Here is a 21,796-nt window from a genome sequence, read left to right as displayed (position 1 = left end):
AGTGCAAAAAAAGCGCCACTCCGAGGAGCAGCGCTTCAAATCAAGCCAAGAAGAGGACGACGAGAATCCCGACCGCCCAGCAATAGAACGAGAAGTACTTGAGCTCGCCCTTGGCCATGATGTGTTGGAACCATTTCAGCGACACGGCCGTCAAGATGTATGAGGCGATGAACGCCACGATGAGCGGCCCGAACAGCTCGCGCGTCTCCGGGTTCGTGAACAGTTCCGGTCCGTCCAACACGATTGTGCCGAGACTGACCGGGATGAACATGAAGAACGAGAAACGGAGCGCCGTCTCTTGTTTGATACCGAGGAGGAGCGCCATGACGATCGTCGCGCCCGACCGGCTAATCCCTGGGATGAGCGCGGCCGCCTGGGCGAGCCCGATCAAGATGGCGTCACGGAGCGTGATGCCGCCGTCGCCTTTGCTCCCACGCATGTTGCGGATGAACCAGAGCGCGAGACCTGTGAGAATCAACGTATACCCGACCGTCGCGACACCGCTTAGCGTCTCGCCAATCCAATCGCCGAAAACGACACCGAGCACGCCGGCCGGCACCGTCGCCACGAGCAACAGCCCGATGAACTTGACGTCAACCATCGTGTCGTCGCTACGATCTTTTTTAAACAAGAACGTCCAAAGACTGACGACGAGGCGGACGACGTCTTTCCGATAAATCGTCAACACGGCGAGGAGCGAGGCGAAGTTAACGAAAATCTCGAACGACAGCCCCGGCAACTGAATGTTGAGCAGCTCTTGGAAGATGACCAAGTGCCCACTCGACGAGATGGGAATCGGTTCGGTGAAACCTTGAATCACACCGAGCAATAAGTAAAATAACCAGATTGTCATATTAAATGTTCCTCTTTTCTTTTTTCACTCAATGCGGCTATTTTAGCAGACTCTATCTTACACTGACCACTCTTTGAAAAAAAATCATATATTTTAAAAACTTTTATTGATTAGTCTGAAAATTAAATTTATTATAGAAAGGTACTCAACTGGTGCAAAGGCGATGACCCCATTGACCAGTTGGGTACTTTTTTGTACAAATTATTACATTTTACCCATATATAAAACTTTTTGTTTACAATTGAAACCATTTGTTATTAAATTTGTAATAGAACTGTTACCCTTTTTTCGAATTCTGAACCTGACTTTAGACCTAGTCTTCTGTTAAAACGTTACAAAGAAATTACGAAATCCACTTATGATTTCGAAAAACTGTCCGATAGTATGATTGTAGAAGCATTTTTCGTCATCATTGTCGGTTCAGATATGAGTCCATGGAAGGAGGAACCATCATTGAGTCAATCGCTATCCACTAAATCCCATCACCTGTCCACCGAACAGCAGAGGATGATCCACTGCATTCGCCTCCTCGGGGACTTGCTGAAGGAACGTCCGCGCCGCTCCGTCTATCGCCGCTTCGCGATGGAACAAAACTGGCCGTCCCCCGAGTCGATTATCCGTCAGTTCGGCTCATGGGCCGAGGCGCTCGCCATCGCCGGTTACGAATGGCACGGGGAGACGACCGTCGATCTTCCGGATAAGATGCCGAAGTATACGCGTGATGACATCATCGAGACGCTCGCGCTCTATTCGCGTGACATGGGCTCGATCATCACATTGAAAAAGTATCAGGAATGGCGGAAACTTCATCCGAAGGCTCCGAGCCATTACCACATCGTCAAGACGTTCGGGTCATGGCACGATGCCTGCGCCGAAGCCGGTCTTGAGGCGAGTGTCACCTATTCGAAGTCGGAACTGTCCGGCGCGCTCCGGGAAGCGATTCACGAGATGGGTTTCTCCCTCTCCTTCGAGGCGTATCGCGAATGGGCGAAACGAAACAACAAACCTTCGACGAAAGCCATTTTACACCGTTACGGTTCTTGGTCGGCTGCCATCCACGCGGTCGAATCTGAAATATTTAGTTCGAAATTATAATCCATCATTCATGCAAAAAGGAGAATCCATCGCGGATTCTCCTTTTCTTATTGAATTCGTTCCGTCGACGTGTCCCGATAATGGGCGACCCGGTCGCGTCCGTTGAACTTCGCCCCAACATACATCGCCCGGTCGGCGTTTCGGAGGACGGTGTCGAGCTCGTCGAACTCGTGAATCGTCTCGATGCCGATACTCGCCGTCACTTGAAGCCGGACCCCATCCGTGCCGAACGGATGAGCCTTGAGCGCTTGACGGATCTTTTCTGCCGTCAACAAGGCCGACATCTCGTTCATCCGCGGAAACACGAAGACAAACTCTTCCCCGCCATATCGTGTGACGAGGTCGCCGCCACGGACGAGTCGTGTGAACAGCGCCCCCGCTTCGATTAACACCTCGTCGCCGAACGCGTGTCCATACGTGTCGTTGACCGATTTGAAATGGTCGAGGTCGATCAAGAAGACCGACAACGGATACGAGGCGACATCGTTCATCCGTTCTTTCGTCCAGCGCCTTAGTGCCCGTTGGTTCGGAAGACCGGTGAGCGGGTCGGTCAGGCTCTCATGTTGCAGCCGGTCGCGCTCGTCAATGCGTTCGAGCGACCACGACAGCGTCTTCAACAGACGATGCAGCTCGACGGCGAGCGCTTCTTCATACGCCCCGTTCGCCGTCGTCGAGACCATGAAGCTGACGGCGTTCGTCGGGCTATACACCGGCTGGATGCCAAGCGCCGAGTGATGGAGCTCGCTCTGATGGGCCAACAGCTCGGGGTGCCATTCATGGAGCGAGTCGTAGAGGAAGTACGGTTCGGAGGCGTCCCGATGCCGTTCGAGCGTATAGGCGTCCGGGATGCCGTGGTCGACGCGCCCGGTCATATCGTAGAACGTGCGCACCCCTTCCCGGTTCACTTGAATCCAGCCACGCTCGACCTCGATGATCTCGCGAATCCCGTTCCAAAACTTCTCGATGAGGAGCGGTTCGCTGTCGACGCGGTACAACTGTTCCTTCAACCGTTCGATTTGATCGATCTTCGTCTGCGTCTCTTCCGTCTCCGTCGCCTTCGAAAGACTCATCTTCAAGAGCGACAAGACGAAGAACGTCCCCATCAAGCCGACATAGCCGAACAGCTGATACGCCTCGATGGCGACCATCGTGAACAGTAGTTCGAGCGAGACGACGAGCCAGTCGAAGCGGAGCAGCCGCCACATGATCGGCAGCGGGATTCGCTCCCCAATCAAGAAACGGGACAAGACGAAACTGAAACCGAGGACGAGATAGAGCGTCGCGAAGAACGCGAGGAGCGCCACCCCTTGCTCGAGCAGATGGACCGATGCGCCAATCTCGCCGCCGAGTCGCAAGTAGACGAGCCCCGGCACGAGCAAAATCATCGCCTCAATCAGCGTATTGAGCGGATAAAAATGCAGGAAGCGACGCCGGCCGACCTTCTTCGTGAACGAGCGTGCCTGGAACGTAAGTAACAACAATTGACCCATGACGAGCGCCGGCACGAGCCCATACAAGAAAAACGTCATAAAGACGAACATCTCGTGGAACGTGAAGTGAAGATGGCGCCGTTTGAGCGGGTTCATGACGAATAAGGCACCGAGCGTGTATATGAAACCGAAGAGCGTCCAGTCAAACGCCCCCATGTTCTGCCACGTGGCGTAAGCGATCCCGGCAAAGACGAGCGACCACGACAACCAACTGCGAACGAGATATTTGCGAAATCGCATCGTCTTTCCTCCCTTTCAACTTAGCATTCGTTTACAGTATGAAGGGTTTTGGTGGAAGATTCCAACCGAAGTTTGAAAGTTGTGACAATAAAAAACCGTGGCCTCGGCCACGGTTCGCTCGTTATTTCGCTTTCAAGTACGAGATGCCAATCGAGCCCGACCCGGTATGGGCGCCGAGGAGCGGTGCGAGCGTATCGATTCGAATCGGCACGTCGTCCCCGAGTTGTTGCTTCCATGATTCGGCCAACTCTGGCACGTTTCCGTGGAAGATGGAGACGTCCGTGCACTCGCCAGACTCGATGGCGGCGCGGATGACCTCGAACAGATGGGCCTGCGCCTTCTTGTACGTCCGCACCGTCTGATACGGCACGATCAACCCGTCCTCGAAACGGAGCACCGGCTTCAATTGGAGCATGTTGCCGATGAGCGCTTTCGATTTCGAGATACGTCCGCCCTTTTGCATCTGCGTCAAGTTTTGAATCGTCAACTCGATGCGCACGTCCTTGACACGCTCGTTCATATACGCCTCGACGTCTTCGAGCGCATCGCCGCGCTCGATCAGCTCCGCAAGCAAAAGTCCCATCGTATAGATGCCGGCGCGTGAGTCAATCGCGAGCAGTTTGAACTCGGCGATTTCCGCCCCTTGGACCGATGCCGAGTACGTCCCGCTCAAATCGGATGACAAGTGGATGGCAATGCCCATGTCGTACGTCTGTTTCAACTCTTCATAAATCGTGACGAAATCCCCGATCGCCGGCTGGCTCGTCGAGACGCGCTCGCCCGCGTCGATCCATTCATAGACCGTCTCCGCGTCGACCTCGATGCCGTCTTTATATGGCGTGTCCCCTTTGACGACATAAAGCGGGACGATGTGGATGTCCGGGTGGTGTTTAATCGAATCCGGTAAGACGACCGTGCTGTCCGTGATGTAAGCAATCTTCATAGTAGTTTCTCCTCCAAACAAAAATTAGTACCTGGTAATATTATTTTATCACAGTTGAAGCGGTTTCACTATTTTTTGAAAAATGTACCCGTTTTCGTGAAATGTTCAAACGGATTCGACGCCACTTCTTTGAAAGCGGGTACATAACCTGTAACGGACAAAGGGGGGTTTCTGATGATTCGACTCGAGCACGTATCGAAAATCTATAAGACAGGCGACGTCGAGACGACTGCGTTGAAAGACGTCGATGTGACGATTCAGGACGGGGCGTTCGTCGTCATTTTAGGACCGAGCGGGAGCGGCAAGAGCACGCTCTTAAACGTCATCAGTGGTCTCGACACGGTCACATTCGGTACGATCACGTTCGACGACATCGTCCTGACCGACCTCACCCCGGAACAGATGACGGCGTTCCGACGTAACCATCTCGGCTTCATCTTCCAACAGTATAATCTGCTCCAAAACTTGACCGTCTATGAGAACATTCAAATCGGCGCCGACTTGACGGACGACCCGCTCCCGATTGACGAGTTACTCGACCAAGTGGGACTGAAAGGCGCTCGCGATAAATATCCGTATCAACTGTCCGGCGGGGAGCAACAGCGCGTCTCCGTCGCCCGGAGCCTTGCGAAAAACCCGTCCATCGTCTTTTGCGACGAACCGACGGGCTCGCTCGACGAGGACAATTCGAAGAAAGTGCTCGAGCTGCTCGAACGCTTGAACGAGAAATACCGCAAGACGGTCGTCGTCATCACGCACAACACCGGCATCGGGGCGATGGCCGACGACGTCATCAAGATGAACTCGGGCCGCATCGTCGAACTGACGCACAACCCGGTCAAACAAGCCGCTCGTGACATCCACTGGGGGTGAGACAGATGCTGTATAAAAACGTATGGAAGACGCTCGCCGGCAAATGGATGCAACTCCTCGCCATCGCCGTCATCATCGTCATGAGCTCGCTCACGTACACGATGATGTTCTATGGCATCAGCGGCATCGAAGTTCCGACCGAGGAATATCTCACCTCGTCGAATCAGGAAGACTTCGCCGTCGAGATGCTCAACCGCGTCACCGAGGAGGAGGCGGCCACACTGGCGCTCGCTGATTTCATCGCCGCTGGCCGGTACACGCTCGCCGACTTGAAACGTGACGACGAGGCGGCCTTCGAAGCGCTAATCGATTCCCGCATCGATGCCGTCGCGCGTGAGATGGGCGACGTGACGCTCGAACTCCGTTCCTCGAAGTTGTTCAACTACACGTTCGACGACAAGGAGCATCGTGGGCTCGTCTTAAAAGACGCGGACACGATCAACCTGTCCTACCTCGAGGCCGGTCGACCTCCGAGCGCGGACGACGAGGTCGCCATCAATACGAAGTCAGCCGAAAAGAACGGGATCGACATCGGCGACACGATCGACCTCGGGTCACCGTTCACGGTGACCGGGTTCGTCTTGTTCCCGGACTATACGTTGCCGCTCTTTGACGACAACTTCTTCAACCTGGACCCGGGCACGCAGACGCTCCTGCTCATGACGGATTCGGCTTACGAAACGCTGAGCGGGACGGAATCGTTCCGTCTCGCGGGCGTCACGGACGAGACGGTCCAAACGGACGTCGACCTCCCGTTCGTCATCTCGGTCATGGAGACGGAAAACATTATGCGTAGTGGCGCCATCTATAGTGAGATCTCGTCCGGTAAAGCGATGGCGCTCGGCTTGAGCCTCTTCATCGTCTCCATCGCCGTCATCATCGTCGCCATCTTGATCTCGAACATGCTCGAGGCCGAGCGCGGTCAAATCGGCCTGTTGAAAGCGATCGGTTACAGTCGACGCCAAATCGCCCTACCGTATTTGGTGCTCATCTTGCTGTTCGCGACCGTCATGCTCGTCGTCGGCTATTTCCTCGGCCTCTATTTCGCCGACCCGCTCAAAGACCTATATCTCGATTTTTATCTATTGCCGTCCATCACCATCGCCCAAAGCCCGCTCGTCTTTCTCACGGCCGTCTTCGCCCCGCTCCTCTTCTTCACGCTCGTCGCCGGGGCCGTCATTTATAAATTGATGGGTGAGAGCGCGCTCGCGCTCCTCTCACCTCGCGACAACGTGTCGCTCAACCGTCTCAGCCGCATCGTCAGCCGTCTGCTTCGAAACGCACGTGGTAAGACGAAGTTCAAATATTTATACGCCGTCAAGAGCACGGGCAGCTTCATCATCTTCTTTTTCGGCATTCTCTTCTCGACGCTCCTCATCGTCTTCGCCCTCATGATGAACGGGGCGGTCGATCGGATGACGGTCGGCGAGTTGAACGAGGCCGACTACGCGTACGAGGCGTACACGACGACGCAACCTACGCTTCGCGACGGGGAAGAGCCGTTCCTCACCTATCCGTTCGCGTTCGTCGAAGACAAGCTCGTCACGCTGAAAGGACTCGACGACACGGCCACGCTCTATCGACTGACGGACCGAGACGGGAACGACTTGACGCCCGCCTCAGACGAGGTCATCGTGAGCGCTTCGCTCGCCTTGAAGCTCGGTCTCGAGGCCGGGGACACGCTCGAGGTCGCCCTTGACAACGAGACGTTGTCGTATCCGGTTCGCGGCATCGCCGACGAGTACGCGGGTGACATCGTCTACTTGGCCCGCACAGCGCTCAGCGAACAGTTGTCGGACGGGACGTCACGCGACTTGTTCAACGGTATTTATGCGACCGAACGACCGGACGAGACCGACTATCCGACGATTTTGTCGCGTGACAGCTTGATCGACCAGTCCAAATCGATTAACGAATACATGAACTTCATGATGAACGTCATGATCGGCGGCTCCGCGTTAATCGCGTTCAGCATCCTGTTCGTCCTGACCGCGCTCACGGTCGAAAAAAACTATTACGTCATCTCGCTCTTGAAAGTGATGGGTTACGACCGACGTGAGGTCCGATCGATGATTCTCAACAGCTATTTCGTCTATGCGCTCGTCTCGGCGCTCCTCAGTATCCCGATCGCGCTCCTCGTCCTTCGGCTCATCATCGTCTTGTTCGCACAAGATTACGGACTCGTCCTGCCGCTCGAGTTCGAATGGATGTACCTGGTGTATACGCTCGGCGCGGTGACGCTCCTCTTCTTCGCGAGCACGTTCATCAGCCGCCGCAAAATCGACAATATCCCGCTCCAAGAAGTATTGAAGACGTATCAAGAATAATTTGTCCCGAAATAGGGCATAATAAGAGAAGAGACCGGGCCTCTCGCATGAGGGGCCTGACTATTTGCAGAAAAGGATGATTCATATGAACCGTACACAAGTGTTGCTCGCCATCCCAGGAAACTGGTCATCGGCGGAGGCAGTCAACGAACAAATCAGTTTACATAGCGAAGGCTACACGATGGCAGGTCTATTGCTACTTGAAGACGAGACCGGTAAAGCGTTCACGGTCGAGGTCATCGAACGCGACCCGGCGCTCGCCGAGGCGATGATTCACGCGAGCACGAGCGGCTTCACGCCAAAAATCGCGAAAGGGCTCGCTCGTCACACGCACATCGTCTACTTGATCGTCGATGTGAACGACGTGTCGGACATCGCGGCGGCCCGTCGTGCGGCGAACGCGCTCTTGAACGCGGGCGGCCTCGGTGTCATGGTCGAGACGGCAGGCGTCGCCTACTCGAAAGAGGAGTGGCAAGAGTCGAAAGAAGAAGACCTCGCCCTCGACTACTCGCTCCTTACAGCTATCACCGAAGAAGAGACAGCCTACATGTCGTGGGGCATGAAAGCGTTCGGTCAAGCCGACGTCGCCGTCCCGTCGACGCTTGACGTCGAAGATGCGATTCACGTCATCCATTCGTTCAACTTCCACTTGATTTCAGGTGGCTCGATGTTCGGCGACGGCGACAGCTTCGCCTTCGATGATGGCAGAACGTTCACGGTCGAGATGGGTGAAGACGAGCGCACGTCGATTGACAACTTGCTCCACAACCCGTTCGGCTTGATTTACCTCGTACCGCAGACAACAGAAGGCTAATTTAGATGATTGATTTGGACTTCCATCCAAATCAATCTTTTTTGATTAATCGATTATAATCGATTATAATTTATCTATACAAATAATAGATTAGAGGTGAATCCTATGAAAGAATCGCCTACGGTTGAGTTCAAACGAGAACTTACTGACGCTGTCGTTCATGAAGTAATTGCGTTTGCCAATACGCAGGGCGGCGTCCTTTATATCGGGATTGAAGATGATGGGACAGTAACCGGTGTCCCTGACGCGCATAAAACACTCGAAGCAGTTTCAAACAAACTGCATGACAACATTCAACCAGATATTCTTGTCCACTTATATCTAGAAGTTATAGAACTAGACGAAAAAGAGGTCATAAAAATAGCTGTGTCCCGAGGGACAAGACGCCCATATCATTTGAAAAAGAAAGGCATGAAATCGTCGGGTGTCTTCATCCGGTACGGTACATCTGTGACTAATGCATCGGAAGAAAACATTCGTCAAATGATTATCGAGTCGGATGGAACGAACTTTGAAACGATGCGTAGCCTAAAACAAGATTTGACTTTTGAGGAAGCTTCTCACGTTTTCAATCAAGCCAAAGTCAAGTTTGGCGCGGAGCAACAGCGTACACTCGGTCTCTTGACCGATGATGATTATTACACAAATTTAGGACTTCTTCTTTCTGACCAATGTGAACACTCAATCAAGTGTGCTCGCTACCTAGGAAATGACAAACTAGAATTTCAAGATCGCAAAGAATTTAGCGGCTCCATTCTTGCACAAGTCGAATCCGTCTATGAGTACCTCAGCCTAAACAATGCAACGTCAGCACGCTTTGTCGGGTTAAATCGAATCGAGACCGAGAGTTATCCGAGCCCTGCTTTGCGAGAAGCTCTTGTAAACGCCGTCACACATCGCGATTATAGTTTTAGTGGCAGTACGTTGATTCATTTATTCCAAAACCGAATCGAAATCGTCTCGGTAGGCGGACTCGTAAAAGGCTTAACGCTCGAAGATATTGATTTAGGTATTTCCCAAAGCCGAAATCCAATGTTGGCCAATGTATTGTATCGACTGAAATGGATTGAAAGTTACGGCACCGGGTTACAACGAATCAAAGAAAGTTACAAAGAAAGTCTCGAACGACCATACTGGACTACGAGTCCGAACGCTTTTGTCATGACGTTGCCTAAACAAAAACGAACGACACCAGACGCTGACGAAAACGAACTCGAACACTGGCTCAGTCAACGGTCTGAATTCACGACAAAAGAACTCGAAGCTTATTTAAATAAAAGTAAAGGGACTGTCCGAAAACTCATCGAACAGTTGATTGCCGAACGAAAAGTGACCCGCGTCGGAAACGGTCGAACGACGCGCTATCGCACATTAAACTAAACAAGAGCTCACGGACTTTCGTCCGTGGGCTCTTGTTGCGACTGCGCGGGCATCTTGAGCGGTAAAAAATAATGGTCGCATCCTTCCGCTCGCTCAACAAATCGAACGACGTACGGAAGAAATCTTGGACGTCCCCGTCTGCTGTATGTTCGAGTGACAAGAAACATTCGCTCATCGCGGCGTCATAGTAGGCGTCCGCCGGTTGTAGCCGCTCCGACGGGAGTTCCTTATATTGGAACGGATACGGCAAAATGAAAAATGTCGGCACGTCGACGGACGCATCCCCGAGCCAAAAGCCGAACTCAATCATCGGCTCGTCAAACGCCGCCTGCTCGATGACCAAATCTTTCGGGAACGGTTCGTGTGCGTTATAGACGATGAGTGACGAGACGTCGAACGTGCCCCAGAACAAGGCCGGCATCACTTTCCGGCACCGGAGCGGGGCGAGGAACATTGCTTGTTCCCTTGCCGCATCACGGAACAACTGGAGTCCTTTTTGCGCCGCATCGGCGTCATAGGCGAGCGGCGTCTCGTTTCGGTCGAGCCACCACGTCTCGGCCATCTCTTGCGATTTCGGATTGATCCTGACCGTGACGCCAGACGACTCGAGCGCCCAGACGATGGCGTCGTAATACGATTTGATGGACGTCCCGTCGGCAAGCAGGATGACCGCTCGACTACCCTCGACGTGCACGGTGATTTCTGAGATCAGGACATTGACTTCAATCTCGAACCACCTGCCCCCGCCATAGAGCGGTCCGGTCGAGAAGCCGCTCACGGTGAGCGGTAACGTGACGTGGGCCCATTGCGGCTGTTGCGGGGCTAGTCCGAGTTTAACTAAATTATGCGAGAATTCTCCCTCCTCTAAGCGTCTCGGGGCGAAGCCCAGCGTAGGTGGGAGATGAATCGCCTGTGTTAGCAAGATTGTATGCGCTTGGTATAATGGATGTAACCAATCAAAAGGACTGAACTATCAATGAAAATGGATACAAACAAACATTCAGTCTTCCTCCTGAACTACCACCTCGTCCTGGTGGTCAAATATAGACGCAAGGTGATCGATGACGCCATCTCGGGGTTCGCGAGACAGACGTTCGAACGGATCGGCGCGTCGTACCATATCACACTGACCGAGTGGAATCATGACGGCGACCTTATCCATGTGTTGTTCAAAGCCCATCCGAACACAGAGATGTCGAAGTTTCTGAACGCCTACAAGAGCGCGAGCAGCCGACTGATCAAACGAGACTTTCCGCACGTCAAGAAGCAACTGTGGAAAGAAATGTTCTGGTCCCGGAGCTACTGCCTCGTGACGACCGTCGGTGCGACGATCGACGTCATCAGGCAATACATCGAAAAACAAGGAGAGGAGTGATCACTTTGCTGAAGGCATATAAGTTTCGATTGTCCCCGACAAAGCCACAACAAGAATATTTCATGAAAACATTCGGGTGTGTACGTTTCGTCTACAATAAGATGCTCGAAGAACGTATCCGACTGTACGAAGAGTCGAAGTTGAATCCCGACGCGAAGCAGAAGCTCCCGACCCCGGCGAAGTATAAGCCCGAATTCCCTTTCTTGAAAGAGGTCGATAGCTTGTCTCTGGCGAATGCCCAGATGGACTTGAACAAGGCGTATGCCAACTTCTTCCGCGACAAGTCTGTCGGGTTCCCGAAGTTCAAATCGAAGCACGGCGACCGCGCCTCCTATACGACCAACAATCAGAACGGGAGCGTCCGGATCGAGGACGGGAAGGTGAAACTTCCTAAGATCGGATTCGTGAAGTTCAAACAACATCGTTCTTTCGAGGGAATCATCAAGTCCGCGACAATCTCGATGACGAAGACAGGCAAGTTCTTCGTCTCTATTCTTGTAGACCAAAAGGAAGAAGAATGGATTCCTGCTAAAAACAAAGTGGGTATCGATCTCGGGTTGGAACACTTCGTCATCATGACAAATGACGAGATGGTGTCTAAGAAGATCGACAACCCTCGCTTTCTTCGCAAGTCAGAAGAAAAGGTCAAGAAGGCGCAGCGCGCTTTGTCTCGCAAGAAGGTTGGGAGTAAAAATCGAGAGAAGGCCAAGCTAATCCTCGCCAAGAAACACGAGAAGATCGCAAATCAACGCAAAGATTTTCTTCATAAGTTGTCAAAACGTATCGTTGACGAGAACCAAGTCATCGTCGTGGAGACATTAAAATCGAAGAACATGATGAAGAACCACAAGGTCGCCAAATCGATCGCCGACGTCAGTTGGTACGAGTTTGTTCGACAGCTAGAATACAAGTGTAAGTTCTACGGACGGACGCTCATCAAGGCAGATCAATGGTTTGCTTCTACTCAAATCTGCTCTTCTTGCGGCGAAAAAGGCGAGATGAAGACCATGGACATCCGAGAATGGACGTGTGCCTGTGGCGCGCATCATGACCGTGACATCAACGCGAGCATCAATCTTCTGATGTTAGCTGACTAACGGCTCTTCAGGGTGGGAACCACCCGACGAGCTTGGTAAATAAACGTAGCTAATAAAAGTACGTTCTTCCCAAGAAGCTCCCACTTCAATTTGCGAAGCAAATAAGTGGCGAGTAGTTCACCGTCCGACGTGACTCTCTTACCGATTCCCGATGAGGTGGTGCGACAATCAAAAAAATCCACAGGCGTCTGCCTGCGGATTACTTACGCATGTCTTGAATTCGTTCGAGTTGGTGCGTCAACTCGCCGATTGGCACGAACCGGGCCCGGCGGAGCATCTCTTTTCCGTTCATGAAGTATAAGACGACAGGCACGGTGAAAATCGAGTACGCGCCGGCGATGTCGGGCACTTCGTCCGAATCGACCGCGACGGATGCGATTTGCGGGAACGCGGTCAGCATGTCTTCGACTTGCGGCTTGAGCGCATGGCAGACGCTACATCCCGGGTGCGAGACGTAGACGAGGAGCTGGTCCGCTTCTGCGATCCGTTCGTTCAAGGCGTCAAGGGTCGTCACGCTTTCCATATCCATCCCTCCTTCCGTTACGCGTCGAGCCAGAGCACACCGACCGTCTCGAAGCCGGCATGGACCGCGATCGACGGGCAGAAGCGCGTGCGCACGACATCAAGTATCGGCAGTTTCGATTCGATGAGCGCGACGAGGTCGTCTTGCATCGACGGAGCGAGCGCCGTCTGGACGAAGACACGGTTGTCCTTCACCCCGTTCGCGGCGTGACGGCGTTCGAGCTCGGTCACCATCTCGGCGTACGCTTTCTTGAGCGAGCGTGCCTTTTTGAACGGGATGACCTTCCCCGTCTCATCGACCGTGATGATCGGCTTGATGTTCAAGATGTTGGCGAGGAAGAGCTCGCCTGACGAGACACGGCCGCCACGGCGCATCGTCTCCATGTTGCCGATAATCATGAAGAAGTTCTTCTTGTCGCGCCACGCCTCGAGCAAGGCGACAATCTCTTCTGGAGACTTCCCTTCCGCCTCGGCCGCGCGTCCGAGACGGACGAGCTCTTGTTGTGCCTCGAGCGCGGCGTGCGAGTCGACCGTGAACACCTTGAAACCGGCCGCTTCGGCCGCTGCGCTCGAATTTTTCACCGTCGAGCTCAACCCGTTCGAGCAGTGGACGGCGATGGCGCAGTCGTAGCCGTCTTCTTTCAACCGCTCATAGCGGGCGATGAAGTCACCGAAGATCGGTTGTGACGTCTTCGCCTCTTTCTTTTGTTCAATCATGTAGCGGTGCAAGTCTTCAAGCGACAAGTCCGTCTCGCTATAGCCGCTGCCGTCGACGATCAATTGAATCGGGACGATCTCGACGCCGAGCGTCGCCGCCTCCTCTTTCGAGAAGTTGGCCATACTATCTGTGATCCATGCGATTTTTGTCATAAGTACAAGTCCTCCAGTGGTCGTTCTAATTTGTCTTCTCTCATTATACATGATTTCAGGCGCCACTTGCCTGATGAAAAAAGCAGGACGATTCGCATCGCCCTGCCCGAGTCATTTTGTCGAAATCAGTTTCGTGTGGGCGAACTCGTCGTGCGGGAGTTCGACGTCCTTGTTCGACTTCATCTGTTGGAGCGCCCGGAGGAGTGGGAGCCCGAGCGTCGCCGGGTAGACGACGTCCTTATAGAGCGTCCGTTTCACGACTTGTTCGAGCGAGAGCGGACGGCCGTCTTGGCTGACGACTTTGATGCCGACGACCTGGTCACCGATCGTCTGGCCGTTCCGATTCAAGAGGAAGTATACTTCTCCGGTGATTGTGACGAGAGTCGGTAAGTAATAACGCTTCACTTCTTTTTTAGGCCAAATTGCTTTGCGAATCGATTTTTCAATCAGTTTGGCCGGTGTCTGAAAAATGAGTTGGTCGATTTGACTGGCGACGGCACGCTTCCAGATTGGGACTGCCACGTTCATCATCCTTTCGTTTCGGTTCTAGCCTTTCAATTCCTCTTTTGGCTTCGCTTGAAACGCGGAAAACGGGCAGCCGGAACGGGCGAACAAGTTCGGTGTCACGACCCGGTCTTCATAATGTTGATGGAACACGTGCGTCGCGGCCGGTGAGAGCGGCGGGATGAGCCAGCTCCACTGCCCCGTGACGTCACGTCCCGCGTCCGTCTCGTTCTTCTCAAACCGCTTGAACTGTTTGGCCGCCGTATGATGGTCGACGATCGTCACGCCGGACCGCTCGAACGACTGCAAGACGGCGACGTTCAGCTCGACGAGCGCGCGGTCGCGCCAAAGCGTCCGCTCTTTCGTGGTGTCGAGCCCGAGCGACGCACCGACGAGTGGCAACAAGTTATAACGGTCGGCGTCGGCCAAGTTGCGCGCCCCAATCTCGGTTTCCATGTACCAGCCGTTGAACGGCACCGACGTGAAACGGAGTCCTCCGATTTCTAGTTCCATATCGGCGATGGCCGGGACCGCATGCCACTTGATGGTCCGCCCGTCAAACAAGTCGTAGTCGTCATGGCGAATCTCGACCTCGAGCACCGCATCGTCCGCCAATTCGTACAACCGTACGTCTTGCCCGTCCGTAATTAGGAGTGGCAACACGTCAAACGCCGTCCCGGCACCGCGCCATCCGAGTCGTTCGGCTTGTCTCGTCATATTGAGCGACAACGGGTCGCCGATGATCCCTTCCGCCGTCTCATAGCCGGCGTAGCGGACGAGCTGGCTGTTCAAAAGACGAAATTCGTTTGGGAGAACGGTCATCGTCGAGCGGATTTTGCCGCCGTTCGTGGCGAAACGGAGATGCGCGACGAGCGCGTCGAACACCTCGTCAAACGTCGTCACGTCCCGGGCGTCACGCACGTGGAGCGTCTGCCAGAACAGTCGGCCGATGCAGCGGTTCGAGTTGCGCCAGGCGAGCTTCGCCCCTTCCGTCAACTCCTCGGTCGTCAGCGTATACGTGCCCGTCCGCTCGATTTCCGCTTCCACTTCCATCAACCGTTCCGTCTGATCTCCTTTCAATTGTGATAAAAAGTCTCGTGCTGCCTGTTCCATCATGTCTATCTCCTCTTCATATCTGTCCTTCTCATCTTATAGAACTTGGGAGATGTGCATCAACTGAATTGTTTAGGTGGATATGTTAATTTTTTGAACCATGACTAAAGACCACGGAAAACCGTGGTCTAGAGGTTATGGTTGTTTCACAACGACCGTCGCGTATGCCGGCACCTCGACATAGCCCGAGACGCGTTTAATCGTCTTCGTGCCTGCCTGCTTCCCGTCGACGATCACGTTCCACTGCCCAGTCGGGAGTTTCACTTTGACCGTTTTCGCGTTGGCGTTATGTGTGATGAACAAATCTTTCTTCTGGCCTGGTGCCTTGTCGTCAATCAAGTACGTGATGACGTTCGGCTCAGAACGGTAGAACTTGACGTTTTTCTTGACGTCTTTCGCGTCCGTCATGCGAAGGCCTGGGTTGGCTTTACGCATCTCGATTAAACCTTTCATGTACTGGACGTCCGCCTTCCGGTCGGCGGCGCGTTTCCAGTCCATCTGGTTGATTCGGTCCGGCGACTTGTACGAGTTGTGGTCGCCTTCTTTCGTCCGCATGAACTCTTGGCCGGCGTGGATGAACGTCGTCCCTTGGCTCGTCAAGAGGATGCTCGAGGCGAGACGGTGCATCTTCGTCCGGTCCGCTTCCGACGTCTCTGGGTTCGTGAGCTCGAGCTTGTCCCAAAGCGTGTGGTTGTCGTGCGCTTCGACGTACGTGATCGCTTGCGTCGGTTGCTTCGTGAAGCCTTTGATGTCCGAGTTGTAATCGATTTCCCCGACGATGCCGGTCTTGATGCGGTTCTCGAGGCCGTCTTTGCCGTTGATGAAGCCGTTGTCCGTGTCGATGAAGACACTGCCTTTCAAGCCGTCACGGATGTTGTCGTTAAAGTGCGCGACGCCTGGCATCTTGTAGGCGTTCTTTTGGTTCGCTTTCAATGCCGGGTCGAGCGGTGTGCCGAGGTCCCAACCTTCGCCGAAGACGAGGATCGACTTGTCGACCTTGTCAAGCGCTTGGCGGACTTTGTTCATCGTGTCGACGTCATGGATCCCCATGAGGTCGAAGCGGAACCCGTCCCACTTATACTCGGTTGCCCAGTACACCGTCGAGTCGACGATGAGCTTTTGCATCATCTTCCGCTCCGAGGCCGTGTCGTTCCCGACGCCAGTCCCGTTCGCGAAATCGCCGCCTGCCGTATAACGATAGTAATAGCCAGGAACGATTTTGTGAAGGTTCGACGCCTGGGCATCGAACATATGGTTGTAGACGACGTCCATGACCGCGCGCAAGTTATGGTCGTGGAGCCCTTGAATCATCTCTTTCAATTGCGTGATGCGAACTTTCGCGTCATACGGGTTCGTCGAATACGACCCTTCCGGCGCGTTATAGTTTTTCGGATCGTAACCCCAGTTGTATTTCGCGTCCGGGTTCGTCTCATCGACCGATGCCGTGTTATAGTCGTACACCGGGATAAACTGGACGTGCGTCACGCCTAAATCTTTGACGTGGTCGAGCCCTGTCTTCGTATCCGTTTTCTTGCCATTCTCAATCAAGCGAGTGCCGGGTTGGACGACACCGAGGTATTTGCCCTTATGGCGAATGCCTGAGTCGTACGTGTTCGACGTCACGTCGAAGATTGAGAAGTCCCGGACGTGCGTCTCGTAAATGATCGCGTCCGTCGATTGCTTCAACTGTGGTTTCATGTTGTTCCAGCGTTTCGGGTTCGTCTCTTTCAAGTCGACGATGACCCCTTGGTCGCCGTTCACGCCGACTGCTGTCGCATACGGGTCGACCGCACGGATGCTGCCCGAGGCGTGCTTGACGTTATACGTGTAGCCGATGCCGTCGAGGTCACCGCGCACTTCCGCAATCCACGTGCCGCGTTCCCCACGCTTCATTTGAATCGTCTTCTTGATGTCTTGATCGTTTGCCGGTCGGTCTTTCGGCATGTTCCAAAGTTCGAGTTTGACGTCTTGGGCCGTCGGTGCCCACAAGACGAAGTTCGTCTTCGACTTTTGGTACGTGATGCCGAGCTTGCCGTCATACGCATACTTCGCGTCGAACTCCGGTGAACGGAGCACGTCGCCCGCTTGGAGCACGCGTTCCCCGAACGTCGGGTGCGTTGCCGTGATGACTTTCGTCAAATCGATGTCCTCGTTGAAGTGGACCGTGACCGATTTGTCACCTGTCACCTCGACTGATTTCACGTTCGCCCCGTTAATCTTCAGTTCGTTCGCGAACGATGCATCGATCGCGCGGTTGAGCGTGAGCTTCGCCGTGCGGAACGTCGTCGCCTCGAATCCTACGATTTTCGGGGAGCGATCGATTTCAGGCTCCGAATAGTAAATCGTTGACTCGCCTTCGACGAGCCAAATCTCTTTCGCCGTGCTGAGGGCGAAGCGGTCTTCGCCGTCTTTCTCGGCCCACTCACCTTTTTTCGTGATGAGGCCGATCAGTTTCTTCGCGTCCGGATTCGCGAACTTCACGTTCGCCACGGCGCCGAACTCGTCCGTCTCGTCGAACGCGATGCTCTGGCCGTCTCCGCCGTCCGGCCAAGTCCAAAGGCCCCAGTCCGTGTATGTATTGTCATAGCGGAAATAGTGTACTTTCATGTCGACTTCTGTCTTCGCCGTGTCCCCGTCCGGGTTCGACGTATAAATCTTCGAGTCCCCCGACTTGATCCACACTTCGGCGACACCGTCTTTAATCATGTCGCTCGTGATGAAGCGGTCGTTCTCAGACCCTTTGTCTTTATCCCAATTGTCCGTGCGGACGATGAGACCGAGTCGTTCCGGTGAATCGACCGGGAATTCGTAGGCCGCCACCTTGCCGAAGTCGTCTTCACCGTTGAAGGCGAAGCCTTTGTTCGGGAAGTAATCTGGGCCATTTGCCCAAAGCCATAAGTTCCAATCCGTCTGGTTGCCAGGTGCTTCTTGATAGTGGACGACGACTAACGTCGACTTGCCTTTATCAAGGGCCGATGCTGACATCGGAAACATTGACAGAATCAGTGCAAACGTTAGCACAACTGCCCATACGGGTTTCCATTGTTTGTAGACCATGAGGGTCCCTCCTTGTAGCATAAATTTGAGAAAACGCTTACACAAAAATTGTAAACGTTTCCTTCCTTGAATTCAATGTTTTTCTAATCAAGCACCTAAGCTCTGCCACTTCGCGCCAACGGTTGGCAAACCACCTCGATTTACCAATTGAAAAACGATTGCAATTTGGGAGGAATGGACTGTATATAGAAAGGAGAGGAGGATGGTTCACCATATGTCACTGACACAGCTCATCAATAATTTGGTCGCCAATGCGAGCCTATTGCTCGCTGGTCTTTACATCATTTCCCGGCTCACGCGCCTCGGTTTCACGACGAAGCTCCCGCTCCGGCGTCAAGTCACCATCTCATTTTTACTAGCCGGCCTTTCCGTCCTCATCACGCTACACGGCGTGTTGTGGAACGCCCAAGCCGACTTTCAATACGGCTTCGTGCCCATCATGATCGCCGCTCTTTACTTTGGCCTATCAGGCGTGCGGATCACGTATGTCGCGAGTATTCTCGTCTTGCCGTTCATCTTATCGGAGACGCTCTTGTTGATCGCATTTTTGAATTATTCGCTCGCGGCCCTTGTTTCTGTCGCGTTCCTGCATTTTCGTGAACGCATCATCCCGTCCCGAGATATCCGCATCGTCAACGGCATCAGTCTGGGGTTCATCACGCTCTTTTCCCTGCTAAATTTTTACACGTATGATCAGGCCGAGACATACGTTTGGACGTTCCTCGCCTTCCTCACAATCGGGTACGCTGCCGGATTCGTCCTTCATATCGTTTACGGCGGCATCCATAAGATGCAACGGTCGGAGCGGCTCATCTCCCAATACAAGGAAGCGGCGTTCACAGACGCGCTTACAGGCATCGGCAACCGCCGTCGTTTCGAAGAAGAGATGAAGCGCGTCGACGAAGAAGTGTTCACCGGGACGCAAGACGTTGCCTTGCTCTTACTCGACATCGACCACTTCAAGTCAATCAACGATACATACGGCCATGACGCGGGGGACGTCATTTTAGTCGAACTTGCTAAACGCTTGAACGACTCGGCGCGCAGTGACGACGTCGTCTGCCGGAACGGCGGGGAAGAATTTACCGTGCTCTTATCTGATTGTAACCTGTCCCAAGGCTTCGTCATCGGCAAACGCTACTTGCGTCAAATCGCCGAAACCCCGTTCGTTCTACCGGACGGATCCTCGATTGACGTCACCGTCTCCATCGGGATTGCGAGCACGTCGGAGGCGAAAGTCGTCACGTCTGCGCAACTGACCAAGAAAGCAGACGTCGGCTTATATGTCGCCAAACGGAGCGGTCGTAACCGTCTCGGCAAGTGGAAAGAATTGAAAGCGAACTAACCCCAGTGCACGGCACTGGGGTTAGTTCGCTTTCGTCGATTAGTTGACGGTCGTTCGAGCGCATCGTCCGTGGCGCCGGAGACTCCTTAGGAAATCGCAAGCAAAGGGAGACCCAGCAGCGTTCAGCGATGCGGCTCCCTGCTTGCCCTAGGAAAGCGAAGGCGCCAAAGGACGATGCGCCAGATCCTTCTTTATAAACAAAACGGCGCCCGAATCACGCGGACGCCGTCTGACTTAGTTTCCGTACTTCTTGAACAACTGATAGTTCTTGTTGCCGCCTGACAAGTTGTACACGTCGGTGAAGCCGAGGTTACGAAGCACGTTTTGCGCTGCGTTCCCCGTCACGCCGCCGTTGCAGTAGACGACGGTCGGCTTGGCTTTGTCCATGTCTTTTGCCGCCGCACGCAAATCGCCGAGCGGGACGTTGACCGCGCAATCGACGCATGCCTTCTCGAATTGTGCCGCTTTCCGCGTATCGATGATTTGCATGTCCTCACCTGCGTCGATCCGTTTCTGAAGCTCGGCCGGCGTGATGAGACGCGCCGATTTGTTCATGCTGTTCGCGAGCGCCATCCCCGTATACATGACCGGGTCTTTCGTCGTCGAGAACGGTGGTGCGTAGGCGAGGTCGAGGTGGAACAAGTCATCGACTTTCGCCTTGAACGTCATCGCCGTGACGAAGACATCGATTCGTTTGTCGACCCCATCGAAACCTACGATTTGTACGCCGAGCAATTGACGTGTCTCACGGTCGCCAATCGCTTTAATCGTCAAATCTTTCCCGCCCATATAGGCCGGTTTGTCCGGTTTTGTGTTATGGAGCACTTCGACATCATAGCCGAGCTCACGAGCCTCGCGTTCCGAAAGTCCCGTCTGCGCAACGGCTTGACCAAACACTTTGAAAATACCCGTTCCGAGGATGCCGCGATGCTCGAGGTCGCCGCCCGTCAACAAGTCGCCGAGGGCACGGCCCATCTTGTTCGCCGTCGAACCGAGCGGACGCCAAATCGGTTTTCCCGTGACGAGCGAGAAACTCTCCGCGACGTCACCGGCCGCGTACACGTTCTCGACGTTCGTCTCCATCCGCTCGTTGATGGCGATTGCACCCGTCTCGCCGATTTCGACGCCAATCGACTTGGCGAGTTCCGTGTTCGGCCGCACGCCGACCGAAAGGATGACGAGGTCCGTTTCAATCGTCTTGCCGCTCTCCGTGACGACACGTTCGACGTGCCCGTCCCCGACGAGTTCCGTCACCGTCTCGCCGAGCAGGAGCTCGATGCCGTTCTTCTCGAGGTGGTCCTCGACGCGGCACGCCATGTCCTTGTCGAGCGGCGGCATCACTTGTGGGATGCGCTCGATGACCGTGACGTCGACACCGCGCAGCTTGAGCTGCTCGGCCATCTCGAGCCCGATGAACCCGGCCCCGATGATGGTCGCATGTTTCGGACTCGTCGCATCGACGAAGTTTCGTGTCGTTTCCGCGTTCTGGATGTTTCGAATCGGGAACACGTTGTCCGAATCGACGCCCGGGATCGGCGGGATGATGCTCGAAGCACCGGTCGCGAGCACCAATGCGTCATAGCTGTCCGTGAACGTCTCTCCCGTCTCGAGGTTTTCGACCATGATCGTCTGCGCATCTTTGTCAATCGCCGTCACGTTATGGCGCGTCAACACGTCGAGCTGATAGCGTTTCTTAAAGAACGCCGCGTCACGCGGTGTCAAATCATCACGCGACTCGACTTCTCCGCCGACGTAATACGGGATGCCACAACCCGAGTACGAGATGTCGTAATCCCGGTCGTAGATGGTGATTTGTGCGTCTTCGTTATTCCGACGTGCCTTTGCCGCAACCGATGTCCCGGCAGCGACTGAACCGATGATGACTAATTTCATATTAA

Annotated in this window: 18 protein-coding genes; 8 read left to right on the top strand and 10 right to left on the bottom strand. The window is 54.1% G+C overall.

The genetic code is table 11. From position 1 onward, the window contains the following. Positions 1-40: 40 nt before the first annotated feature. The gene (locus tag KB235_RS05520; RefSeq protein WP_211780678.1) at positions 41-853 is read right to left on the bottom strand and encodes an undecaprenyl-diphosphate phosphatase; all 813 of its coding nucleotides are present in this window, start codon (positions 851-853) and stop codon (positions 41-43) included. 453 nt (positions 854-1,306) lie between these two features. Here KB235_RS05520 and KB235_RS05515 point away from each other — a divergent pair, with 453 nt between their 5' ends. Continuing rightward, positions 1,307-1,948, top strand: coding sequence for a homing endonuclease associated repeat-containing protein (locus KB235_RS05515; protein WP_235193366.1), 642 nt, complete (start codon positions 1,307-1,309; stop codon positions 1,946-1,948). A gap of 47 nt (positions 1,949-1,995) precedes the next feature. Here the strand turns inward: KB235_RS05515 and KB235_RS05510 are convergent, their stop codons facing one another. Together KB235_RS05510 and KB235_RS05505 are read right to left on the bottom strand one after the other, a co-directional pair. Beyond that, entirely contained in the window at positions 1,996-3,678 is a 1,683-nt protein-coding gene (locus tag KB235_RS05510; RefSeq protein ID WP_211780677.1) for a GGDEF domain-containing protein, read from the bottom strand. Positions 3,679-3,799: 121 nt separating this feature from the next. Continuing rightward, complete coding sequence (locus tag KB235_RS05505) at positions 3,800-4,621, bottom strand: DegV family protein (RefSeq protein WP_211780676.1); 822 nt, start codon at positions 4,619-4,621, stop codon at positions 3,800-3,802. Between the two features lie 174 nt (positions 4,622-4,795). Between KB235_RS05505 and KB235_RS05500 the strand changes: the two genes are divergently transcribed. The 4 genes from KB235_RS05500 to KB235_RS05485 all read left to right on the top strand — a co-directional run bounded on the left by KB235_RS05500 (position 4,796) and on the right by KB235_RS05485 (position 10,015). Beyond that, positions 4,796-5,494 (top strand): ABC transporter ATP-binding protein, encoded by a 699-nt coding sequence (locus KB235_RS05500; RefSeq protein WP_211780675.1) that lies wholly within the window; start codon positions 4,796-4,798, stop codon positions 5,492-5,494. 5 nt (positions 5,495-5,499) lie between these two features. After that, the gene (locus KB235_RS05495) at positions 5,500-7,821 is read left to right on the top strand and encodes an ABC transporter permease (protein WP_211780674.1); all 2,322 of its coding nucleotides are present in this window, start codon (positions 5,500-5,502) and stop codon (positions 7,819-7,821) included. Between the two features lie 85 nt (positions 7,822-7,906). Next, positions 7,907-8,635, top strand: a complete 729-nt coding sequence (locus KB235_RS05490) for a hypothetical protein (RefSeq protein ID WP_235193367.1) — start codon at positions 7,907-7,909, stop codon at positions 8,633-8,635. A 105-nt stretch (positions 8,636-8,740) separates the two neighbouring features. After that, positions 8,741-10,015 (top strand): RNA-binding domain-containing protein, encoded by a 1,275-nt coding sequence (locus KB235_RS05485; protein ID WP_211780673.1) that lies wholly within the window; start codon positions 8,741-8,743, stop codon positions 10,013-10,015. Here KB235_RS05485 and KB235_RS05480 read toward each other — a convergent pair. Next, a complete protein-coding gene (locus KB235_RS05480; RefSeq protein WP_211780672.1) occupies positions 9,936-10,937 on the bottom strand; it encodes a DUF5996 family protein in 1,002 nt (333 codons plus the stop codon). The genes KB235_RS05485 and KB235_RS05480 overlap by 80 nt on opposite strands. Positions 10,938-10,991: 54 nt before the next feature. On the opposite strand from KB235_RS05480, the gene tnpA reads away from it, so the two are divergent. Then, positions 10,992-11,390: an IS200/IS605 family transposase gene (gene tnpA / locus KB235_RS05475; protein WP_211780671.1), complete on the top strand. Its 399-nt coding sequence runs from the start codon at positions 10,992-10,994 to the stop codon at positions 11,388-11,390. Between the two features lie 5 nt (positions 11,391-11,395). After that, the gene (gene tnpB / locus KB235_RS05470) at positions 11,396-12,487 is read left to right on the top strand and encodes an IS200/IS605 family element RNA-guided endonuclease TnpB (RefSeq protein ID WP_211780670.1); all 1,092 of its coding nucleotides are present in this window, start codon (positions 11,396-11,398) and stop codon (positions 12,485-12,487) included. Between the two features lie 199 nt (positions 12,488-12,686). Here tnpB and KB235_RS05465 read toward each other — a convergent pair whose 3' ends face one another. The 5 genes from KB235_RS05465 to pulA form a co-directional block, all read right to left on the bottom strand. Next, positions 12,687-13,010 (bottom strand): thioredoxin family protein, encoded by a 324-nt coding sequence (locus KB235_RS05465; RefSeq protein ID WP_034817881.1) that lies wholly within the window; start codon positions 13,008-13,010, stop codon positions 12,687-12,689. A 17-nt stretch (positions 13,011-13,027) separates the two neighbouring features. Beyond that, positions 13,028-13,879, bottom strand: a complete 852-nt coding sequence (locus KB235_RS05460; RefSeq protein WP_211780669.1) for a DegV family protein — start codon at positions 13,877-13,879, stop codon at positions 13,028-13,030. 111 nt (positions 13,880-13,990) lie between these two features. Next, positions 13,991-14,407, bottom strand: coding sequence for an RDD family protein (locus KB235_RS05455; protein ID WP_245175551.1), 417 nt, complete (start codon positions 14,405-14,407; stop codon positions 13,991-13,993). Between the two features lie 18 nt (positions 14,408-14,425). Further along, complete coding sequence (locus tag KB235_RS05450; protein WP_246514359.1) at positions 14,426-15,496, bottom strand: nitric oxide synthase oxygenase; 1,071 nt, start codon at positions 15,494-15,496, stop codon at positions 14,426-14,428. 135 nt (positions 15,497-15,631) lie between these two features. Beyond that, positions 15,632-18,553 carry a type I pullulanase gene (pulA, locus tag KB235_RS05445; protein ID WP_211780667.1) on the bottom strand — a complete coding sequence of 974 codons (2,922 nt, stop codon included), beginning with the start codon at positions 18,551-18,553 and terminating at the stop codon, positions 15,632-15,634. Positions 18,554-18,767: 214 nt separating this feature from the next. Between pulA and KB235_RS05440 the strand changes: the two genes are divergently transcribed. Next, positions 18,768-19,898 (top strand): GGDEF domain-containing protein, encoded by a 1,131-nt coding sequence (locus tag KB235_RS05440; protein WP_211780666.1) that lies wholly within the window; start codon positions 18,768-18,770, stop codon positions 19,896-19,898. A gap of 234 nt (positions 19,899-20,132) precedes the next feature. Here KB235_RS05440 and KB235_RS05435 read toward each other — a convergent pair whose 3' ends face one another. Further along, positions 20,133-21,791 carry an FAD-dependent oxidoreductase gene (locus tag KB235_RS05435; protein WP_211780665.1) on the bottom strand — a complete coding sequence of 553 codons (1,659 nt, stop codon included), beginning with the start codon at positions 21,789-21,791 and terminating at the stop codon, positions 20,133-20,135. Between the last annotated feature and the right edge of the window lie 5 nt (positions 21,792-21,796).

Origin of the sequence: Exiguobacterium alkaliphilum (assembly GCF_018138125.1) — a bacterium.
GTDB lineage: Bacteria > Bacillota > Bacilli > Exiguobacteriales > Exiguobacteriaceae > Exiguobacterium > Exiguobacterium alkaliphilum.
The sequence above is the reverse complement of the archived record's forward strand: the minus strand, read 5'-3'. Positions and strand labels throughout refer to the sequence as shown.